Source organism: Pseudomonas sp. PA-7-1E, assembly GCF_021605325.1.
Taxonomy (GTDB): domain Bacteria; phylum Pseudomonadota; class Gammaproteobacteria; order Pseudomonadales; family Pseudomonadaceae; genus Aquipseudomonas; species Aquipseudomonas fluorescens_BV.
The window spans coordinates 66,746-85,506 of the sequence record NZ_WKFA01000004.1 but is presented as its reverse complement, the minus strand read 5'-3'; the positions used below and the strand labels follow the sequence as shown (position 1 = coordinate 85,506).

Sequence of the window (18,761 nt, the reverse complement as noted above, 5' to 3'; positions counted from 1 at the left end):
CCCACGCGGAGCGTGGGAATGATCATGGCACAAGGGTCAGATCGGGCAGGTCACGCCTGTGCCGCCGATCCCGCAGTAACCCTGGGGGTTCTTCGCCAGGTACTGCTGGTGATACGCCTCGGCGAAGTACACCGTCGGGGCCTCTTCGATTTCCGTGGTGATCTCACCCAGGCCGGCCTTGCTCAGCTCTTGCTGATACGCCTCGGCACTGGCCTTGGCTGCCGCCAGTTGCTCAGGCGTGGTGGCGTAGATCACCGAACGGTACTGGCTGCCGATGTCGTTGCCCTGGCGCATGCCCTGGGTCGGGTTGTGCAGTTCCCAGAACATTTTCAGCAGGTCTTCGTATTTCACCTTGGCCTGGTCATACACCACGAGCACCACTTCGCTATGGCCGGTCAGGCCCGAGCAGACTTCTTCATAAGTCGGGTTGGGCGTAAAGCCGCCGGCGTAGCCAACCACGGTGCTGACCACGCCGTCGCGCTGCCAGAACTTGCGTTCTGCGCCCCAGAAGCAGCCCAGGCCGAAGATCGCAAAGCCGACATCATCCAGGAACGGGCCCAGCAGTGGGTTGCCGTTGACGAAGTGCGTTTCGGGCAACTTCATCGGGGTTTCACGACCAGGCAACGCTTGTTCTTGAGTAGGCAGCACGTTTTTGTTCACCAGAATTTCCGAGCGCAAGACCATGATCAGTCCTCTCGTCAGGTTGAGTAACAGTAAATTGTCAGACAGCCAGTGTGCCCGAGTGTTACAGCGCTGTCAGGCGATTGGCCCGCGCGGGTAGCGTTTAAGCCTCTGCATCAGCTCGGCACCCGGGATCGGGCGGTCGAACAGGTAGCCCTGGCCCACGTCGCAACGGTGCCGGCGCAGGAACGCCAACTGCTCAGCGGTTTCGATGCCTTCGGCCACGACCTTGAGTTTGAGGTTGTGGGCCATGGCGATCACCGCCGAGGTGATTTCCATGTCGTCCTGGTTGTCCGGGATTTCATGGATAAAGCTGCGATCAATCTTAATGATGTCGATGGGGAATTTTTTCAAGTAGCTCAGCGACGAGTAACCGGTACCGAAGTCGTCCATCGCCAGGGTCAGGCCGAAGCTCTTGAGCTGGTCCAGTTGCAGGCGCGTATCTTCAGTGGCTTCCAGCAGCAAGCCTTCGGTCAGCTCCAGCTCCAGCAGGTTGGCCGGCAGCTGTTCCTCCTTGAGGATGGTGGCAATCGAGGCCACCAGGTCCGGGTCGGAAAATTGCTTGGGCGACAGGTTGATGGCCACCTGCAAGTTGCCCAGGCCTGCGGCCGTCAATTGCCGGCTCATGCGGCAGGCCTGGCGCGCGATCCATTTGCCGATGGGGATAATCAGCCCGGTTTCTTCAGCCACGCTGATGAACTGGTCGGGGCGGATCATGCCTTTTTCCGGGTGGTTCCAGCGCAACAGTGCTTCCATGCCCAGCAGGCGACCGCTGCGCAGGCATAGCTTGGGCTGGTAGAACACGTCCAGCTCGTTCTGGGTCAGGGCACGGCGCAGGTTGTTTTCCACGAACAGCTTGTAGCTGGCCTCGGCATTCAGCGCTTCGGTAAACACTTGCACTTGGTGCTTACCGTTGGCTTTGGCCTTGTGCAGGGCCAGGCCGGCGTTGCGCATCAGGGTCTGCGGGTCGCGGCCATGCAGCGGCGCGCAGGCCAGGCCCACGGAACCGGTTACGCTGATCAACTGGTTGTCGACGAACATCGGCTTGTCGAGGGTGGTCAGCAACTGGCTGGCCACCTGCTGGCCGGTCTCAAGGTCGGCATCGTCCAACAGCACCGCGAATTCGTTACTGGCAAAACGCGCCAGGCTGCCGCCGCTGCTCAAGCTGTTGCGCAGGCGGCGCGCCAGGCTGATCAGCAACTTGTCGCCAGTCTGGTGGCCGAGGCTGTCGTTGATGCGCTTGAAGTTGTCGATGTCCACCAACAGCAGGCTGATCGGGCTGTCGCTGTCGCGGGCAAAGCGCTCGTCGAGGTTGCGAATGAACGCGGGGCGATTGCCCAGGTTGGTCAGGTTGTCGGTGTAGGCCAGGCGTTCGATGCGCTGTTGCGCCAGCTTGGTCTGGGTGATGTCTTCGTAGATGCCGATGTAGTGGGTCAGCTCGCGGTTGTCGCCATACACCTTGGAAATCGACAGCTGGCCCCAGTACGGTTCCAGGTTCTTGCGGCGGCTCTTGAACTCGCCTTGCCAGCTGTTGCTTTTGGCCAGGGCCGAAGGCGCGTCGAACAGCAATTCGCTGAGGTTCTCCAGAGCTGGCAGTTGGGCCAGGCGATGGCCGTGGACTTCTTCGGCGCTGTATTGGGTAATCGCGGTGAAGCTGGGGTTGACGTACTCCACCACGCCGTCGCAATTGACCAGCAAAAACGCGTTGGCGCTTTGCTCCACGGCGCGCTGGAACAAGTGCAGGGCGCTGGTGGCAGTGCGGCGGTTGTGGTTGTTGATGACCTGGGCGAACTGGTCTGCCAGCTCGCCGGCGAATGCGATCTCATCGGACTGCCAGGCGCGCGGGCTGCCACCTTGCTCCAGGCACAGCACGCCGACGACCTGGCCGTCGACACGGATGCTGGCGTCGAGCATCGCGTGGATGTCCTTGGCGCGCAGGCTTTCGGCCATTTCCCGGGTGCGTGGGTCGCGCAGGGCGTGGGTGGCGTCGATGGCGCGGCTGGAGTGCAGGGCCTCCAGATAATCCGGGAAGCCGCTGGCATCAATGGCTTCGGGCAGATGGTGTTGTTGATCGGCGCGGTGATAGGCGGAGATCGGTACCAGATGATGGCCTTCGAGGTTCCAGATGCTGGCGCAGTCGATCTGGTAAATGTCGCAGGCGCTGCGCGTGATGAGTTCAGCGGCTTCTTGCAGGGAATTTGGCGTTGTGTAGCGTTGGCGCGCCAGCAGCAGGATCAGTTCTTGCTGGGCGCGCACTCGCTCCAGGTGTTGCAACTGCTCCTGCTGCGCTCGCTGGTTGAGCTCCAGGGCGATTTGCAGGCGGCTGTTCTGGTTTTCCAGGTCGACCGTCGGGGCGGGTGCGCTGGTCTCGCTGAACAGCCCCTCGACCACCATCAGGTAGCCGCGCACCAGGTGGCGGTTATGTTGTTTGTAGGCCTCGCCCATCTCCAGCACGCTCAGCGGGCCGTCATGGGTGTGCAGGTTGTAGCGCACCAGATAATGGGGGCTGTGGGCCAGTTGCTGCTGGATCGCATCGTGCAACTGGTAGCGCGCCTGGGGTTCCATCAGGCTGGCGTAGGGTGTGCCGATCAAGGCGCAGAGTTCAACCGCCGGCAGGCCGAACTGGCGTTCGCAATTGGGATCGAGGTAGAGCAGGGCCCAGCTTGCCTCATTAAGCCGCTCGAAACGCAGCATACCGAGGCGCGAAGGCACCGGTAATTGCGTCACTACCTCGGCCGCCATACGGGCGACATCGGGTTGGCTTTTCATGGGGAAACTCGCTTGGGAAAATGCGCACTGCGCTGGGCTCACGCCCTCTTGACTGTCGACTGCGGCAAGGTTGCATCATGCAGGACGCAGTGACAAGAGAGGATGAAGGCTAAGTGCTATAAGCCTGTTATCGGCCGCGCAAGGGATTTCTGTAATTGGGGTGATCGGTGGTGCGTTGACGCAGGTAGGGTGCTTGCGTGTGGCGAGCAAGCTTGCTTGCGCTGGGCTGCGCAGCGGCCCCAAAATCTTGGGAGCGCTTCGCACTCCAGCGGGAGCAAGCTCCCTCGCCACAGCAAGCTCGCTCCTACAAAATACAGGCAAAAAAAGCCCCGCCAAGTGGCGGGGTTGAGGTACGAGCGTGGCGCTCGGAAATCGGTGTGGCAAGGGCCTTCCCGGCAACAGGAAGGCCCTGCGACTTACAGCAGGATGGTGCGGATGTCGTTCAGCAACTGGCTCAGGCGCTGGGTGAAGCGCGCAGCCGCGGCGCCGTTGATCACACGGTGATCGTAGGACAGCGACAGTGGCAGCATCAGCTTGGGTTGGAACGCTTTACCGTCCCACACAGGCTGGATGGTGGCCTTGGACACACCCAGGATCGCCACTTCCGGCGCGTTGACGATTGGCGTGAAGCCAGTGCCGCCAATGTGGCCGAGGCTGGAGATGGTGAAGCAAGCGCCCTGCATGTCGTCCGGGGTGAGCTTCTTGTCGCGGGCCTTGGCAGCCAGCGCAGCCGCTTCGCCAGCGAGTTGCAGCAGGCTCTTCTGGTCGACGTTCTTGATGACCGGTACCAGCAGGCCATCCGGGGTGTCGACCGCAAAGCCGATGTGCACGTACTTCTTGCGAATGATCGCCTTGCCGCTTGGCGCCAGCGAGCTGTTGAAGTCCGGCAGTTCCTTGAGCAGGTGTGCACAGGCCTTGAGCAGCAGTGGCAGCACGGTCAGCTTCACGCCGGCCTTCTCGGCCACGGCTTTCTGCGCAACGCGGAACGCTTCCAGGTCGGTGATATCGGCCTGGTCGAACTGAGTCACGTGCGGGATGTTCAGCCAGCTGGCGTGCAGGCCTGCCGCGCCGATTTGCATCAGGCGGGTCATCGGCACTTCTTCGATTTCGCCGAAACGGCTGAAATCCACGGTGCGGATCGGCGGAATGCCCGAACCACCGGTAGCGCCGCCGGCAGCCGGAGCTTCCTTGGCTTTTTGCATCATGGCTTTGACGTAAACCTGCACGTCTTCCTTCAGCACACGGCCGTGAGGGCCGCTGGCTGCAACAGCGCTCAGCTCGACGCCAAATTCACGGGCCAGCTGACGCACGGCTGGGCCGGCGTGAACCTTGGCACCGCTTGGCGCAGGCGCAGCAGCCGCAGGGGCTGGCGCAGCTTCGGCTTTTGCGGCCGGAGCAGGGGCAGCAGCGGCAGGTGCCGCTTCAGCCTTGGCAGCCGGAGCAGCAGCCGGTGCTGGTGCGGCGGCTGGCGCAGCACCTTGTACTTTGAGCTTGAGGATGAAGTCACCGGTGCCGACTTCGTCTTCCAGCTTGACCGCGATGCTTTCCACCACGCCGGCAGCCGGCGATGGGATTTCCATGGAAGCCTTGTCGGACTCCAGGGTGATCAGCGACTGGTCGGCTTCGACGGTGTCGCCGACCTTGACCAGCAGCTCGATGATCTTGGCCTTGCCCGACGAACCGATGTCCGGGACGTGAATGTCCTGGACGGTCGCGGCGGCAGGTGCAGCGGCCGGGGCTGGAGCAGCCTCGGCAGCGGCAGGCTTTTCAGCAGCAGGTGCAGGTGCGGCGGCGGCCGGAGCCGCGGCCGCAGGGGCTGCATCAGCAGCGCCTTCGATTTCCAGCTCCAGCAGTTCGTCGCCTTCTTTCAGACGGTCGCCCAGCTTCACTTTCAGGCTTTTGACCACGCCGGCCTTGGGAGCAGGGATTTCCATGCTCGCCTTGTCCGACTCGAGGGTCAGGATGCTCTGGTCGGCTTCGACGGTGTCGCCGACCTTCACAAACAGCTCGATTACTTCACCTTCACCGCTGCCGATGTCAGGTACGCGAATGAGTTCGCTCACAAAAAATCTCCTCAGCAGTCCAGTGGGTTGCGTTTTTCCGGGTTGATCCCGAACTTGACGATAGCGTCAGCCACCACCTTGGGTTCGATCTCACCACGGTCAGCCAAGGCTTCCAGGGCTGCCAACACCACGAAGTGACGGTCGACTTCGAAGAAGTGACGCAGCTTCTTGCGGCTGTCACTGCGGCCGAAACCATCGGTGCCCAGGACTTTGAATTCCTTGGACGGGACCCACTGGCGAATTTGTTCAGCAAACAGTTTCATGTAGTCGGTAGAGGCAATGACTGGACCTTTACGGCCGGCCAGGCACTCTTCGACGTAGCTCTTGGCTGGTTTCTGGCCAGGGTGCAGGCGGTTGCTGCGCTCTACGGCCAGGCCATCGCGACGCAGTTCGTTGAAGCTGGTGACGCTCCATACGTCGGCACCGACGTTGAACTCGTCGCGCAGGATCTTCGCCGCTTCACGTACTTCACGCAGGATAGTGCCGGAGCCCATCAGCTGTACGTGGTGCGCCGCTTCCTTGGTGTCTTCTTCGAGCAGGTACATGCCCTTGATGATGCCTTCTTCCACACCGGCCGGCATGGCTGGCTGCTGGTAGGACTCGTTCATCACGGTGATGTAGTAGAAAACGTCCTGCTGCTCTTCGGTCATCTTCTTCATGCCGTCCTGGATGATCACCGCCAGCTCATAGCCGTAGGTTGGATCAAAGGTGCGGCAGTTCGGGATGGTGGCAGCCAGGATGTGGCTGTGACCGTCTTCGTGTTGCAGGCCTTCGCCGTTCAGCGTGGTGCGGCCGGCGGTACCGCCGATCAGGAAGCCACGGGTGCGGCTGTCGCCAGCGGCCCAGGCCAGGTCGCCGATACGCTGGAAGCCGAACATCGAGTAGAAGATGTAGAACGGCAGCATTGGCTGGTTGTGGCTGGAGTACGAAGTACCGGCAGCGATGAAGGAACTCATGGCGCCTGCTTCGTTGATGCCTTCTTCGAGGATCTGGCCCTTCTTGTCTTCCTTGTAGAACATCACCTGGTCTTTATCGACTGGCTCGTAGAGCTGGCCGACGGAGGAGTAGATGCCCAGCTGACGGAACATGCCTTCCATACCGAAGGTACGGGCTTCGTCCGGGATGATCGGGACGATGCGCGGGCCGATGTCCTTGTCCTTGACCAGCTGCGCCAGGATGCGCACGAAGGCCATGGTGGTGGAGATTTCACGGTCGCCCGAGCCGTCAAGGATAGCCTTGAGGGTGCTCAGGTCTGGCGTCGGTACGCTGAAGCTGTTGGCGCGGCGCTGTGGTACGAAACCGCCCAGTGCGCTGCGACGCTCGCTCAGGTAGCGGGCTTCGGCGCTGTTTGGCTCTGGCTTGAAGAACGGCAGGTTCTCCAGCTCTTCGTCCTTGACCGGGATGTCGAAGCGGTCGCGGAACAACTTCAGGCTGTCGACATCGACTTTCTTGGTGTTGTGCGCGGTGTTCTTCGCTTCGCCGGCACCGGTGCCATAACCCTTGATGGTCTTGGCCAGGATGACGGTGGGTTGTTCTTTGTGGTTGACCGCTTCGTGGTACGCCGCGTAGACCTTGTACGGGTCGTGGCCGCCACGGTTGAGCTTCCAGATTTCGTCGTCGGACAGGTCGGCAACCATGGCCTTGAGTTCAGGCGTGTTGAAAAAGTGCTCGCGAACGAACGCGCCGTCTTTGGCCTTGTAGTTCTGGTACTCGCCGTCGATGACTTCGTCCATGCGACGTTGCAGGATACCGTCGACGTCCTTGGCCAGCAGTGGGTCCCAGAAACGGCCCCAGATGACTTTGGTCACGTTCCACTGAGCACCGCGGAACACGCCTTCGAGTTCCTGGATGATCTTGCCGTTGCCGCGAACCGGGCCGTCGAGGCGCTGCAGGTTGCAGTTGATGACGAAGATCAGGTTGTCGAGCTTCTCGCGGCCGGCCAGGGAGATGGCGCCCAGGGATTCCGGTTCGTCGCACTCGCCGTCGCCCAGGAAGCACCAGACTTTCTGCTTGCCTTCCGGGATGAACCCACGGGCTTCCAGGTACTTCATGAAGCGTGCCTGGTAGATCGCCTGGATCGGGCCAAGGCCCATGGAAACGGTCGGGAACTGCCAGAAGTCAGGCATCAGCCAAGGGTGAGGGTAGGACGACAGGCCCTGACCGTCGACTTCCTGGCGGAAGTTGTTCATTTGTTCTTCGCTGATGCGACCTTCCATGAACGCACGGGCGTAGACGCCTGGCGAGGTGTGGCCCTGGAAGTAGATCAGGTCGCCGCCGTGTTCGTCGGTCGGGGCCTGGAAGAAGTAGTTGAAGCCGATGTCATACAGGGTTGCGCTGGAAGCGAAGCTGGAGATGTGACCGCCCAGGTCCGAATCTTTCAAGTTCGTGCGCATTACCATCGCCATGGCGTTCCAACGTACCAGCGAGCGAATGCGGCGTTCCATGAACAGGTCGCCAGGCATGCGTGCTTCGTGGGTAACGGGGATGGTGTTGCGGTATGGCGTAGTGATGGCGTAAGGCAGTTGCGAGCCGCTACGGGTCGCGAGTTCGCCCATACGGGTCATCAGGTAGTGAGCACGGTCTTCGCCTTCTTTGTCGAGAACTGATTCCAGGGCGTCCAGCCATTCCTGGGTTTCGACGGGATCGAGGTCTTGCATGGCTTGCTCCAGGGCGGAAAGGCTACCAGAATCGGTTGCCTGAAGTTTGCGACTGGCCTTGTGGGCAGACGACATAAATTCTTGGATGGCCGAAGGTTGCTTCGGCGTCCTGTAGTTTTACTACAAATCGTCGGCCATTTCAGCCTTTCGAATGTATATACGAGTAGTAAAACTACACAAGACTGAGCGTATGGCTCGGTCTTGCTGGTGAGCATAATCGTTATTGTTGGTCTATTGCGAACAAGAAAAGGTGAAACTTTGATGTTGCCTGCCAAGATTAATTTAATTTCAGCTATTTCTAACCTTTGTTCGACAGTCCTTCACCGAGCATGGCTCTTGCCTTCACAACTACACGCCATTTACACGCCGATCAAGGATAGACCATGAGCCTTCCAACGCTGGCCGAACTGCCGGCCATTCTGTTGCCTTACGCCAACCGGGCCGAGCAGTCATTTCGTGACGCGGTGGCCGCGCTGGATGACGATCATGGCCTTTCTGCGTGGACGCCGCAACGGTGGGCCGACTTCGTCCGCGTGTGCGCCGCCAGTGATTTCGTCATTGAACAGAGTGTTCGTGACCCTTTGATGTTGCTGGAGCTGGTGGCCTGGGGCGAGCTGGACCGCGGCTTTGCGCCCGGCGAGCTATGCAGCCAGATAGCCGGTGCCGTGCAACAGGCCGAAACAGAAGATGAACTGGGCCGCGTGCTGCGCCGCCAACGTACGCGCCAGCAGGTGCGCATCATCTGGCGCGACCTCACACGCCAGGCCGACCTGGTGCAAACCTGTCGCGACCTGTCCGACATGGCCGACGCCTGCATCGACCAGGCCTATCAATGGCTGTACCAGCGCCATTGTGCCCAGTTCGGCACGCCGACCGGCGCACGCAGCGGCGAGGCGCAGCACATGGTCATCCTCGGCATGGGCAAGCTCGGTGCAGTGGAGCTGAACCTGTCGTCGGATATCGACCTGATCTTCGCCTACCCCGAGGGCGGCGAGACGGTGGGCGTGAAGCGCGCCCTGGATAATCAGGAGTTCTTTATTCGCCTGGGTCAAAAACTGATCAAGGCCCTGGACCCGATGACCGTCGACGGTTTTGTCTTCCGCGTCGACATGCGCCTGCGCCCCTACGGTTCGGCCGGCGCCCTGGTGCTGAGCTTCAACGCGCTGGAGCAGTACTACCAGGACCAGGGCCGGGACTGGGAGCGCTACGCCATGATCAAGGCGCGGGTGGTGGCCGGCGACCAGGCGGCTGGCGCGCAACTGCTCGACATGCTGCGCCCGTTTGTCTACCGCCGTTATCTGGACTTCTCGGCCATCGAAGCGCTGCGCACCATGAAGCAACTGATCCAGCAGGAAGTACGGCGCAAGGGCATGGCCGACAATATCAAGCTGGGCGCGGGCGGCATTCGTGAGGTGGAATTTATCGCGCAGGCATTCCAGCTGATCCATGGCGGCCGCGACCTCAGCCTGCAGCAACGCCCGCTGTTGAACGTGCTGGGCACGCTGGAAGGCCAGGGTTATTTGCCCGCAGCGGTGATCAGCGAGCTGCGCAGCGGTTACGAGTTCCTGCGCTACACCGAGCATGCGATCCAGGCGATTGCCGACCGCCAGACGCAAATGCTGCCGGACAGGCCCGAAGACCAGGCGCGCATTGCCTTTATGCTGGGCTTCAGTGACTGGGCCGCGTTCCACGAGCGCCTGATGTACTGGCGTGGTCGCGTGGACTGGCACTTTCGCCAGGTGATTGCCGACCCTGATGAGGAAGAAGGCGAAGAAAGCGAATTGGTGGTCGGTGGTGAATGGTTGCCACTGTGGGAGGAATCCCAGGATGACGACGCGGCGTGCCGTCAACTGAGTGAAGGTGGTTTCACCGATGCCCCCAAGGCCCTCAAGGCGTTGGCCAGCCTGCGTGCCAGCCCGCAGTTGCGCGCCATGCAGCGCCTGGGGCGTGAGCGCCTGGATGCGTTTATCCCGCGCCTGCTGGCCCAGGCCGTTGAACATGCCAACCCCGACCTGGTACTGGAGCGCGTGTTGCCGCTGGTGGAAGCCGTGGCCCGGCGTTCGGCCTACCTGGTGTTGCTGACTGAGAACCCCGACGCCCTGCGTCGCCTGCTGACATTGTGCGCGGCCAGCCCTTGGATCGCCGAACAGATCACCCGTTTTCCGCTGCTGCTGGATGAATTGCTCAACGAAGGCCGCTTGTTCAAGCCGCCGCTGGCGCCGGAGCTGGCCGCTGAGTTGCGCGAGCGCCTCACGCGCATTCCCGAAGATGACCTTGAGCAGCAAATGGAAGCCTTGCGCCATTTCAAACTGGCGCACCGCCTGCGGGTGGCCGCCTCGGAAATCGCCGGCAGCCTGCCGTTGATGAAGGTCAGCGACTACCTCACCTGGCTGGCCGAAGCGATTCTTGAACAAGTGCTGGCCCTGGCCTGGCGCCAGACCGTCGCCCGTCACGGCTCGCCGCAGCGACTGGACGGCACCCTGTGCGATCCTGGGTTCATCATTGTCGGTTATGGGAAAGTGGGCGGCATCGAACTGGGGCATGGTTCGGACCTGGACCTGGTGTTTATCCATGACGGCGACCCCCAGGCCGAGACGGACGGTGCCAAGCCGATCGATGGCGCGCAATTCTTTACACGCCTGGGCCAGCGCATCATTCACCTGCTGACCACCCAGACCAACTCCGGCCAGCTGTATGAAGTGGACATGCGCCTGCGACCTTCCGGCGCATCGGGCTTGTTGGTGAGTTCCCTGGGGGCGTTTGATCGCTATCAACAAAATGAAGCCTGGACCTGGGAACATCAGGCCCTGATCCGCGCGCGGGTACTGGTGGGCAGCCAGGATGTGGGCCAGGCGTTCGAGCAGGTACGGGGTAACGTGTTGGGGCGTGAGCGGGACTTGGAGAAGCTGCGCCAGGAGGTCAGCGAGATGCGTGCCAAGATGCGTGACAACCTGGGCACCAAGGCCACGACGGCCGGCAGGGGCGCCAATGCCTTCGAGGCCACGGCGCTGTTCGACCTCAAGCAGGACGCCGGAGGTATCGTCGATATTGAATTTATGGTGCAATACGCGGCTTTGGCGTGGTCTGCGCAACATCCATCGTTGCTGCGCTACACCGACAATATCCGCATTCTGGAGGGCCTGGAGCAGGTCGGGCTGATGCCCGCCGCCGATGCCCATTTGCTGCGTGAAGTGTACAAGGCTTATCGCTCAGCCGCGCACCGCCAGGCTTTGCAGAACGAGGCCGGTACGGTAGCCGGGGACCAGTTCGCCGACGAGCGGCGACAGGTGATGCGAATCTGGCAGGCGCTGGGCTTAAATTGAAACTCGACTGATTGGCGACGCCAATTTTTATATGGGATGCGGATTGATGTGGGAGCCGGGCTTGACCGCGATGCAGGCGCCTCGGTTTATCAGGGATACCGAGGTGATGCGATCGCAGGCAAGCCAGCTCCCACATAAAGATGCTCCCTGGCGCACGGCGATCTACAGTCATTATCGAGGCGGGGAGGCATAGGCCTCCCCGCATCGTTTGTGGAAACTACATGAATATTCTGATCGTTGGGCCCAGTTGGGTCGGTGACATGGTGATGGCACAGACACTGTTTCAGTGCCTGCGCCTGCGCTATCCAGACTGCCAGATCGACGTGCTCGCCCCTGAGTGGAGCCGGCCGATCCTTGAGCGCATGCCCGAGGTGCGCAAGGCCTTGAGCTTCCCGCTCGGCCACGGTGCCCTGGAGTTGGCGACCCGCCGACGCATCGGCAAGTCCATGGCGGGCCAGTACGACCAGGCGATCCTGCTGCCTAACTCGCTGAAGTCGGCGCTGGTGCCGTACTTTGCCGGTATCCCCAAGCGCACCGGCTGGCGCGGCGAGTTTCGCTATGTGCTGCTCAACGACGTGCGCACCCTGGATAAAGCCCGTTACCCGTTGATGATCGAACGCTTTATGGCTTTGGCCTACGAGCCGGGTGCTGAACTGCCCAAGCCGTACCCGCGCCCCAGCTTGCAGATCGACCCGGTGACCCGCGACGCGGCGCTGACCAAGTTCGGCCTGACCCTGGATCGGCCCGTATTGGCCTTGTGCCCGGGCGCCGAATTTGGCGAGTCCAAGCGCTGGCCGTCGGAGCATTACGCCAAAGTCGCCGAAACCAAGATCCGCGAAGGCTGGCAGGTGTGGTTGTTCGGCTCCAAGAACGATCATTCGGTGGGTGAAGACATTCGTCAGCGCTTGATCCCCGGCCTGCGTGAAGAGGCGGTGAACCTCAGTGGCGACACGTCCCTGGCCGAGGCCATCGACCTGTTGTCGTGCGCCGACTCGGTGGTGTCCAACGACTCCGGCCTGATGCATGTGGCGGCGGCGCTGAATCGTCCGCTGGTGGCCGTGTACGGCTCCACATCCCCAGGCTTCACTCCGCCGTTGGCCGACAAGGTCGAAGTGGTGCGCCTGGGCCTGGATTGCAGCCCGTGCTTTGACCGTACTTGCCGCTTCGGCCACTACAACTGCCTGCGCCAGTTGCTGCCCCAGCCGGTAACCGATGCCCTGCAGCGTTTGCAGGGCGACGTGGTCGAGGTTCATTGAGTTGCGGGTTCTGGTAATCAAGACCTCATCCCTGGGCGACGTGATCCATGCCTTGCCGGCCCTCACCGACGCAGCGCGGGCGATTCCCGGCATTCGGTTCGACTGGGTGGTGGAAGAAGGCTTTGCCGAAATCCCCACCTGGCACCCGGCGGTCGACAAGGTGATTCCGGTGGCGATTCGCCGCTGGCGCAAGAACCTCTGGCAAACCATCAAGAGCGGTGAATGGCGGCGCTTCAAGCAGGCGGTGCAGTCGACTAAATACGACCTGGTGATCGACGCCCAGGGCTTGCTCAAAAGCGCCTGGCTGACGCGCTATGTGCGGGCGCCCATCGCTGGCTTCGACAAAGATTCTGCGCGTGAACCCCTGGCTGCGCGCTTTTACTCCCGGCGCCTGGCCGTGGCCCGTGGGCAGCATGCGGTGGAGCGCTTGCGCCAGCTGTTCGCCGTCGCGCTGGGCTACGACCTGCCCCAACGCCCGGGCGACTACGGCCTGAGCGTTGAAAAGCTGCTTGGCCTGCCGCCGAAAAAACCGTTCGTATTGCTGCTGCACGGTACTACCTGGGACACCAAGCACTGGCCCGAAGCCTATTGGCGCGAGCTGGCCGAACGCATGGGCCGTTTGGGCGTGGACGTAAAGCTGCCTTGGGGCAACGCCGCCGAAAAGGCGCGGGCCGAACGCCTGGCCCTCGGCCTGCCCAACGCCGAAGTGTTGCCCAAGCTCAACCTGGCGGGCGTTGCCCGTGTCTTGGCGAGCGCCCGTGCCTGCGTGGCCGTCGACACCGGCCTTGGCCACTTGGCGGCGGCATTGGACGTGCCGACCATTTCCCTGTTCGGCCCCACCAACCCAGGCCTCACCGGTGCCTACGGCAAGGGCCAGATTCACTTGGCCAGCGACTGGCCGTGTGCGCCTTGCCTGCAAAAACAGTGCACTTATCAACCCACTGCCGACGACCTGCGGCGGTTCGACATCGCCCGCGAGTCGCCCCTGTGCTTCACGCGCTTGAACCCTGAGCGTGTCGCAAGCCGGCTGAGCACGTTGTTACTGGCCGAGGAGCAGCACTGATGCAACTGGCTTTTGTTCTGTACAAGTACTTTCCTTTCGGTGGCCTGCAGCGCGACTTCATGCGCATCGCCCTGGAATGCCAGCAGCGCGGCCACAGCATTCGGGTGTACACCCTGATCTGGGAAGGCGATATCCCGCCAGGCTTTGAGGTGCTGGTGGCGCCGGTCAAGGCCTTGGTCAACCACCGCCGCAACGAAAAGCTCTACGCCTGGATCCAGGCCGACCTGGCCAAGCGCCCAGTGGACCGCGTGGTGGGCTTCAACAAGATGCCGGGGTTGGACCTGTATTTTGCCGCCGACGGTGTGTTCGAGGACAAGGCCCAGACCCTGCGCAACCCGATGTATCGCTGGTTCGGGCGCTACAAGCACTTTGCCGAATACGAGCGCGCCGTGTTCGATAAAAACGCCAAGACGCAGATCATGGTGTTGTCCGAGCATCAGCAACAGCTGTTTACCCAATATTACGGCACCCAGGCCGAGCGTTTTCACCTGTTGCCACCGGGTATTGCCCGCGACCGCCGCGCGCCGCCGAACGCTGCCGAGATCCGCGCCGAGTTCCGCGCTGAATTCGGCTTGGCCGAGGATGATCTGCTGTTGGTGCAGATCGGTTCGGGGTTCAAGACCAAGGGCGTCGACCGCAGCCTCAAGGCGCTGGCCGCCCTGCCTTCGCGGCTGAAGAAACGTACCCGGCTATTTGTAATCGGCCAGGACGACCCCAAAGTATTCCAATTGCAGAGCGCGGCGCTGGGCCTGGGCGACCAGGTGCAGTTCTTCAAGGGCCGCAATGATATTCCGCGTTTCCTGCTGGGGGCGGACCTGTTGATTCACCCCGCATACAACGAGGCGGCCGGCATGGTGCTGGTCGAAGCGGTGGTCGCCGGCCTCCCGGTACTGGTGAGCCAGGTGTGCGGCTATGCGTTCTACATCGACAAGGCCCAGAGCGGCCGGGTGTTGGACGAGCCGTTCGAGCAAACCCAGCTCAACCAGTATCTGGTCGATATGCTCGACGACCCACAAGCGCGTGCGACCTGGAGTCGCAATGGTCTGGCCTTCGCCGAGACGGCCGACCTCTTTAGCATGCCGCAGTACGCTGCGGACCTGATTCTGGCGGAGCCAAACCGATGAAGTTGATTCTAGCCGAACCCTTCAAGACCCTCTGGGCCGGACGCGATGCGTTCGCCGAGGTCGAGAAGCTGGAAGGCCAGGTGTTCCGCGAGCTGGCCGCTCGCCGTACGTTGCGTACGGTGGTCGAGGGCCAGCCTTATTTTGTGAAGATCCACCGTGGGATCGGCTGGGGCGAAATCCTCAAGAACCTGGTCACTGCCAAATTACCGGTGTTGGGCGCGGGCCAGGAGTGGGTGGCGATCCAGCGCTTGCAGGCGCTTGGCGTACCGACCATGACCGCCGTGGCGTTCGGTGAAAAAGGCAGCAACCCGGCCGACCAGCACTCGTTCATCATCACCCAGGAACTGACCCCCATCATCAGCCTGGAAGACCTGACCCTCGACTGGGTCAAGCAACCGCCCGTACCGGCGATCAAGCATGCCTTGACCCTTGAACTGGCGCGTACCGTGGGCGCGATGCACCGCGGTGGCGTCAACCACCGTGACTGCTACCTCTGCCATTTCCTGCTGCACACCGACCGGCCCATCAGTGTCGACAACCTCAAGCTGTCGGTGATCGACCTGCACCGTGCCCAGGTGCGTGCGACGATCCCCGTGCGCTGGCGCAACAAAGACTTGGCCGGCCTGTATTACTCCGCGTTGGAGATCGGCTTGACCCAGCGCGACAAGCTGCGTTTTCTCAAGGCCTATTTCCAGCAGCCGCTGCGCCAGATCCTGGCGGAGCAAACCGCGCTGTTGTCTGCGCTGGAACGCATGGCAGCAAAGCTGTATGCGCGTAAACAACGATACGGGGATGCGATCTGATGGCGGGTTGGAATCTGGAACCTGCCTACGCCGCCCTGGCGGATGACTTTGGAAGCCTGGACGCGGTGTTCGCCTTGCAAGGCGAGCGGCTGACCCGCGACCCGTTGTCGGAAGTGATTCGGGTGGAGCGTGACGGGGTCAATTATTACGTCAAGCGCTACGTAGGTGCCGGCAAGGGCCTGCGTCGTTACCTGGGTCGGCCGCGGGTGAAGTCCGAATGGCAGAACCTCAAGCGTTTCGCCAAGTGGGGCATCCCCACCGCCGACGTGGTGGCCTGGGGCCTGGACCGCAAGGGCCTGGCCTATAACCGTGGCGCCATGATCACCCGTGAACTGCCCAAGACCGAAGATCTGTCGGTGCTGGCCGAGCGTCACGATGAGCGCCTCAAAGACCCCCGGTGGGTCGATGGCATCAGCCGCCAGCTCGCCGAATACACGCGCACCATGCACGATCACCGCTTCACCCATAACGACTTGAAGTGGCGCAACCTGCTGGTGGACGATCAGCGCACCCTGTACCTGATCGACTGCCCCAACGGTGATTTCTGGCGCGGCTTCTGGCTCAAGTACCGCATCACCAAGGACTTGGCCTGCCTGGACAAAGTCGCCAAGTATCACTTGTCGGCCACCCAGCGCCTGCGTTTCTACCTGCAATATCGCCAGCGCGCGCACCTGACCGCGTCGGACAAACAGCGAATTCGCCATGTGGTGAAGTTTTTCGAGGGACGCGAATGAGTGACTTCCTGGCGGCTGAAGACCGCGCTCTGCTTGAGCGCAACGGCCTGGCGACCTTCGACGCCCTGTGGGCCAAGCAACTGGATGCGGTGGACGAGCCGAACACCAGCGGCGACGGTTGGAGCAGCGTGTATCGCCTGGAGCTTGAGGGGCAAGGCTACTACCTCAAGCGCCAGAGCAACTACCTCACACGCACCTTGCACCGGCCGTTTGGCGAGCCGAGTTTTGCCCGCGAGTTTCGCAACATCAGCCTGTATCGAAAGCTCGGCATCCCGGCCCTGCAAGCGGCGTTCTTCGGAGAGCGCAAGGTCAAGGGTGAGCGCCGGGCGATGCTGCTCACCCGTGCGCTGGATGGCTGGAATGACCTGGATTCGTTGCTGGAGCAGTGGGCGCAATTAAGCGCAGCCCAGCACAGTGCGATCCTGTTGGCCTGCGGCAAGCTGGCGCGTCATCTGCACAGCGTCGGGCAGGTGCATGGCTGTTTTTACCCCAAGCATATTTTCCTGCAGCCTGCCGGTGAGGGGTATGCCGCACAGTTGATCGACCTGGAGAAAACCCGCCCGCTGTTGTTTGGCTGGCGTGACCGGGTCAAGGACCTGGAACCGCTGCTGCGCCGTGCGCCGCAATGGTCGGATGCGCAGGTGCGCCAACTGCTGGCGGCGTACCTTGAGCAGCCCGAGGACGGTGCCCTGGTGTCCACTTGGCACCAGCGCCTGACCGCGCGCCGCAGCCACAAGGAGAACCGCTGATGCGTTTATCCGAGCTGAAAACGGCTGGGCGTACCCCCAGCCTGCCACTGACCCTCGACCTGGCGGATGCCGCCGGCCCTGGGCAATTGCAATTGCTGAGCCTGCTGCGGGTGTTGCCGGGGCAGCGCTACGTGGGTGCCGCCGTGTGGCGTGGTCGCCCGGTGTTGGCCAAGTTGTTGGTGGGCAGCAAGGCGGCGCGGCATTTTCAGCGTGAGCTCACGGGTGTGCGTCTGTTGGCTGAGCAAGGCCTGACCACGCCGTTGCTGCTGGCCGATGGCTTGCAGGACGGCGAGGGTGGTTGGCTGCTGTTTGAATTTATCGAGGGGGCCCAAAGCCTGTCCGACGCTTGGCTCGCCGTCGAAAACCTGCCGCCGTTGGCGGACGAACAAACCGCTGTGCTCGCCGAAGCGCTGGGCGCGATCGCCCAGATGCATGCCAAGGGCCTGTGGCAAGAAGACCTGCACATGGACAACTTGCTACGCAAGGATGGCAAGCTGTATCTGATCGATGGCGCCGGCATTCGTGTCGAAGAGGCGGGCAAGGCGCTATCGCGCAATCGAGTGCTGGAGAACCTCGGTGTGTTCTTCGCCCAACTGCCGAAAAACCTCGAGCCCTTTACCGAGGAGTTGCTGGTGTATTACTTGCTGGCCAACGGCGAACACGCCTTGCCAATGCAAGCCCTGGAAAAACAGGTGCGTAAAGTCAGCGCCTGGCGCTTGAGAGACTACCTGGACAAGACCGGCCGCGAATGCACGCTGTTCAGTGTGGTGCGCGGCGCTTTTGGCTTGCGTGCGATCCGCCGCGAAGAAGAAGCCGCCATGGTGCCGGTGCTTGAGCAGGCCGATGCGTTGCTCGACCAGGGTCACCTGTACAAGACCGGTGGCGCGGCGAGCGTGGCCAAGGTCGACGTGGCCGGCCGGCCGCTGGTGATCAAGCGCTACAACATCAAGGGTTTTGCCCATTGGCTCAAGCGCTTCTGGCGCCCGAGCCGCGCCTGGCACTCCTGGCGCGAAGGTAACCGCCTGGCCTTCCTGGGCTTCGCCACACCCAAGCCGCTGGCGGTGCTGGAGAAACGATTCCTGTGGTTGCGCAGCCGCGCCTACCTGGTCACCGAATACCTGCCTGGGCCGGACATCATCGAGCGCTTTGCGCCGTATGTGGAGAGCGGCGAGGCGCCCGAGAGCGAGTTGCAGGCGCTGGACCAGTTGTTTGCCGACTTGATCCGCGAGCGCATCAGCCATGGGGATTTCAAAGGCCATAACCTGTTCTGGAGCGACGGGCACTGGGCGATGATTGATCTGGATGCGATGTGCCAGCACTCTTCCGCTGCCAGCTTTGCGCCGGCCTATGCCAAAGACCGTGCAAGGTTTATGCGTAATTGGCCGCAAGACAGTGCGTTGTATCGGGTGTTTGATCAGCGGTTACCCAAAGAGGCGGGTGTCGGCAGTTAAACCTATCGCGGGCAAGCCCGCTCCCACGCTTGATCTGTGAACGCGGTCAAAATGTGGGAGCGGGCTTGCCCGCGATGGCGCCCGTCCA

12 protein-coding genes are annotated in these 18,761 nt (G+C 62.1%); 8 read left to right on the top strand and 4 right to left on the bottom strand.

Features of this window, described 5'->3' with window-relative positions; genetic code table 11:
* Positions 1–36: 36 nt before the first annotated feature.
* The 4 genes from msrA to aceE all read right to left on the bottom strand — a co-directional run bounded on the left by msrA (position 37) and on the right by aceE (position 8,170).
* A complete protein-coding gene (gene msrA / locus GIW79_RS04005; RefSeq protein WP_014716620.1) occupies positions 37–684 on the bottom strand; it encodes a peptide-methionine (S)-S-oxide reductase MsrA in 648 nt (215 codons plus the stop codon).
* 72 nt (positions 685–756) lie between these two features.
* Positions 757–3,450: a putative bifunctional diguanylate cyclase/phosphodiesterase gene (locus tag GIW79_RS04000; RefSeq protein ID WP_034125612.1), complete on the bottom strand. Its 2,694-nt coding sequence runs from the start codon at positions 3,448–3,450 to the stop codon at positions 757–759.
* A gap of 416 nt (positions 3,451–3,866) precedes the next feature.
* A complete protein-coding gene (aceF, locus tag GIW79_RS03995; protein WP_054918893.1) occupies positions 3,867–5,513 on the bottom strand; it encodes a dihydrolipoyllysine-residue acetyltransferase in 1,647 nt (548 codons plus the stop codon).
* A gap of 11 nt (positions 5,514–5,524) precedes the next feature.
* Positions 5,525–8,170: a pyruvate dehydrogenase (acetyl-transferring), homodimeric type gene (aceE, locus tag GIW79_RS03990; RefSeq protein ID WP_003187985.1), complete on the bottom strand. Its 2,646-nt coding sequence runs from the start codon at positions 8,168–8,170 to the stop codon at positions 5,525–5,527.
* A gap of 383 nt (positions 8,171–8,553) precedes the next feature.
* Here aceE and glnE point away from each other — a divergent pair, with 383 nt between their 5' ends.
* From glnE to GIW79_RS03950, 8 genes are all read left to right on the top strand, one after another.
* Positions 8,554–11,493, top strand: a complete 2,940-nt coding sequence (gene glnE, locus GIW79_RS03985; RefSeq protein WP_236452575.1) for a bifunctional [glutamate--ammonia ligase]-adenylyl-L-tyrosine phosphorylase/[glutamate--ammonia-ligase] adenylyltransferase — start codon at positions 8,554–8,556, stop codon at positions 11,491–11,493.
* Positions 11,494–11,714: 221 nt separating this feature from the next.
* Complete coding sequence (gene waaF / locus GIW79_RS03980; RefSeq protein ID WP_089042109.1) at positions 11,715–12,749, top strand: lipopolysaccharide heptosyltransferase II; 1,035 nt, start codon at positions 11,715–11,717, stop codon at positions 12,747–12,749.
* Between the two features lies 1 nt (position 12,750).
* A complete protein-coding gene (waaC, locus tag GIW79_RS03975) occupies positions 12,751–13,812 on the top strand; it encodes a lipopolysaccharide heptosyltransferase I (protein ID WP_181124053.1) in 1,062 nt (353 codons plus the stop codon).
* The gene (locus tag GIW79_RS03970; RefSeq protein ID WP_014716627.1) at positions 13,812–14,936 is read left to right on the top strand and encodes a glycosyltransferase family 4 protein; all 1,125 of its coding nucleotides are present in this window, start codon (positions 13,812–13,814) and stop codon (positions 14,934–14,936) included. Before waaC ends, GIW79_RS03970 begins: the two co-directional genes overlap by 1 nt.
* Positions 14,933–15,739, top strand: a complete 807-nt coding sequence (gene rfaP / locus GIW79_RS03965) for a lipopolysaccharide core heptose(I) kinase RfaP (protein WP_014716628.1) — start codon at positions 14,933–14,935, stop codon at positions 15,737–15,739. The genes GIW79_RS03970 and rfaP overlap by 4 nt, the downstream gene beginning before the upstream one ends.
* Positions 15,739–16,473, top strand: coding sequence for a lipopolysaccharide kinase InaA family protein (locus GIW79_RS03960; protein ID WP_054896240.1), 735 nt, complete (start codon positions 15,739–15,741; stop codon positions 16,471–16,473). Before rfaP ends, GIW79_RS03960 begins: the two co-directional genes overlap by 1 nt.
* On the top strand, positions 16,470–17,222 hold the full coding sequence (locus tag GIW79_RS03955) for a lipopolysaccharide kinase InaA family protein (RefSeq protein WP_034125618.1): 753 nt from the start codon (positions 16,470–16,472) through the stop codon (positions 17,220–17,222). Before GIW79_RS03960 ends, GIW79_RS03955 begins: the two co-directional genes overlap by 4 nt.
* The gene (locus tag GIW79_RS03950) at positions 17,222–18,673 is read left to right on the top strand and encodes a lipopolysaccharide kinase InaA family protein (protein ID WP_236452573.1); all 1,452 of its coding nucleotides are present in this window, start codon (positions 17,222–17,224) and stop codon (positions 18,671–18,673) included. The genes GIW79_RS03955 and GIW79_RS03950 overlap by 1 nt, the downstream gene beginning before the upstream one ends.
* Positions 18,674–18,761 lie beyond the last annotated feature (88 nt).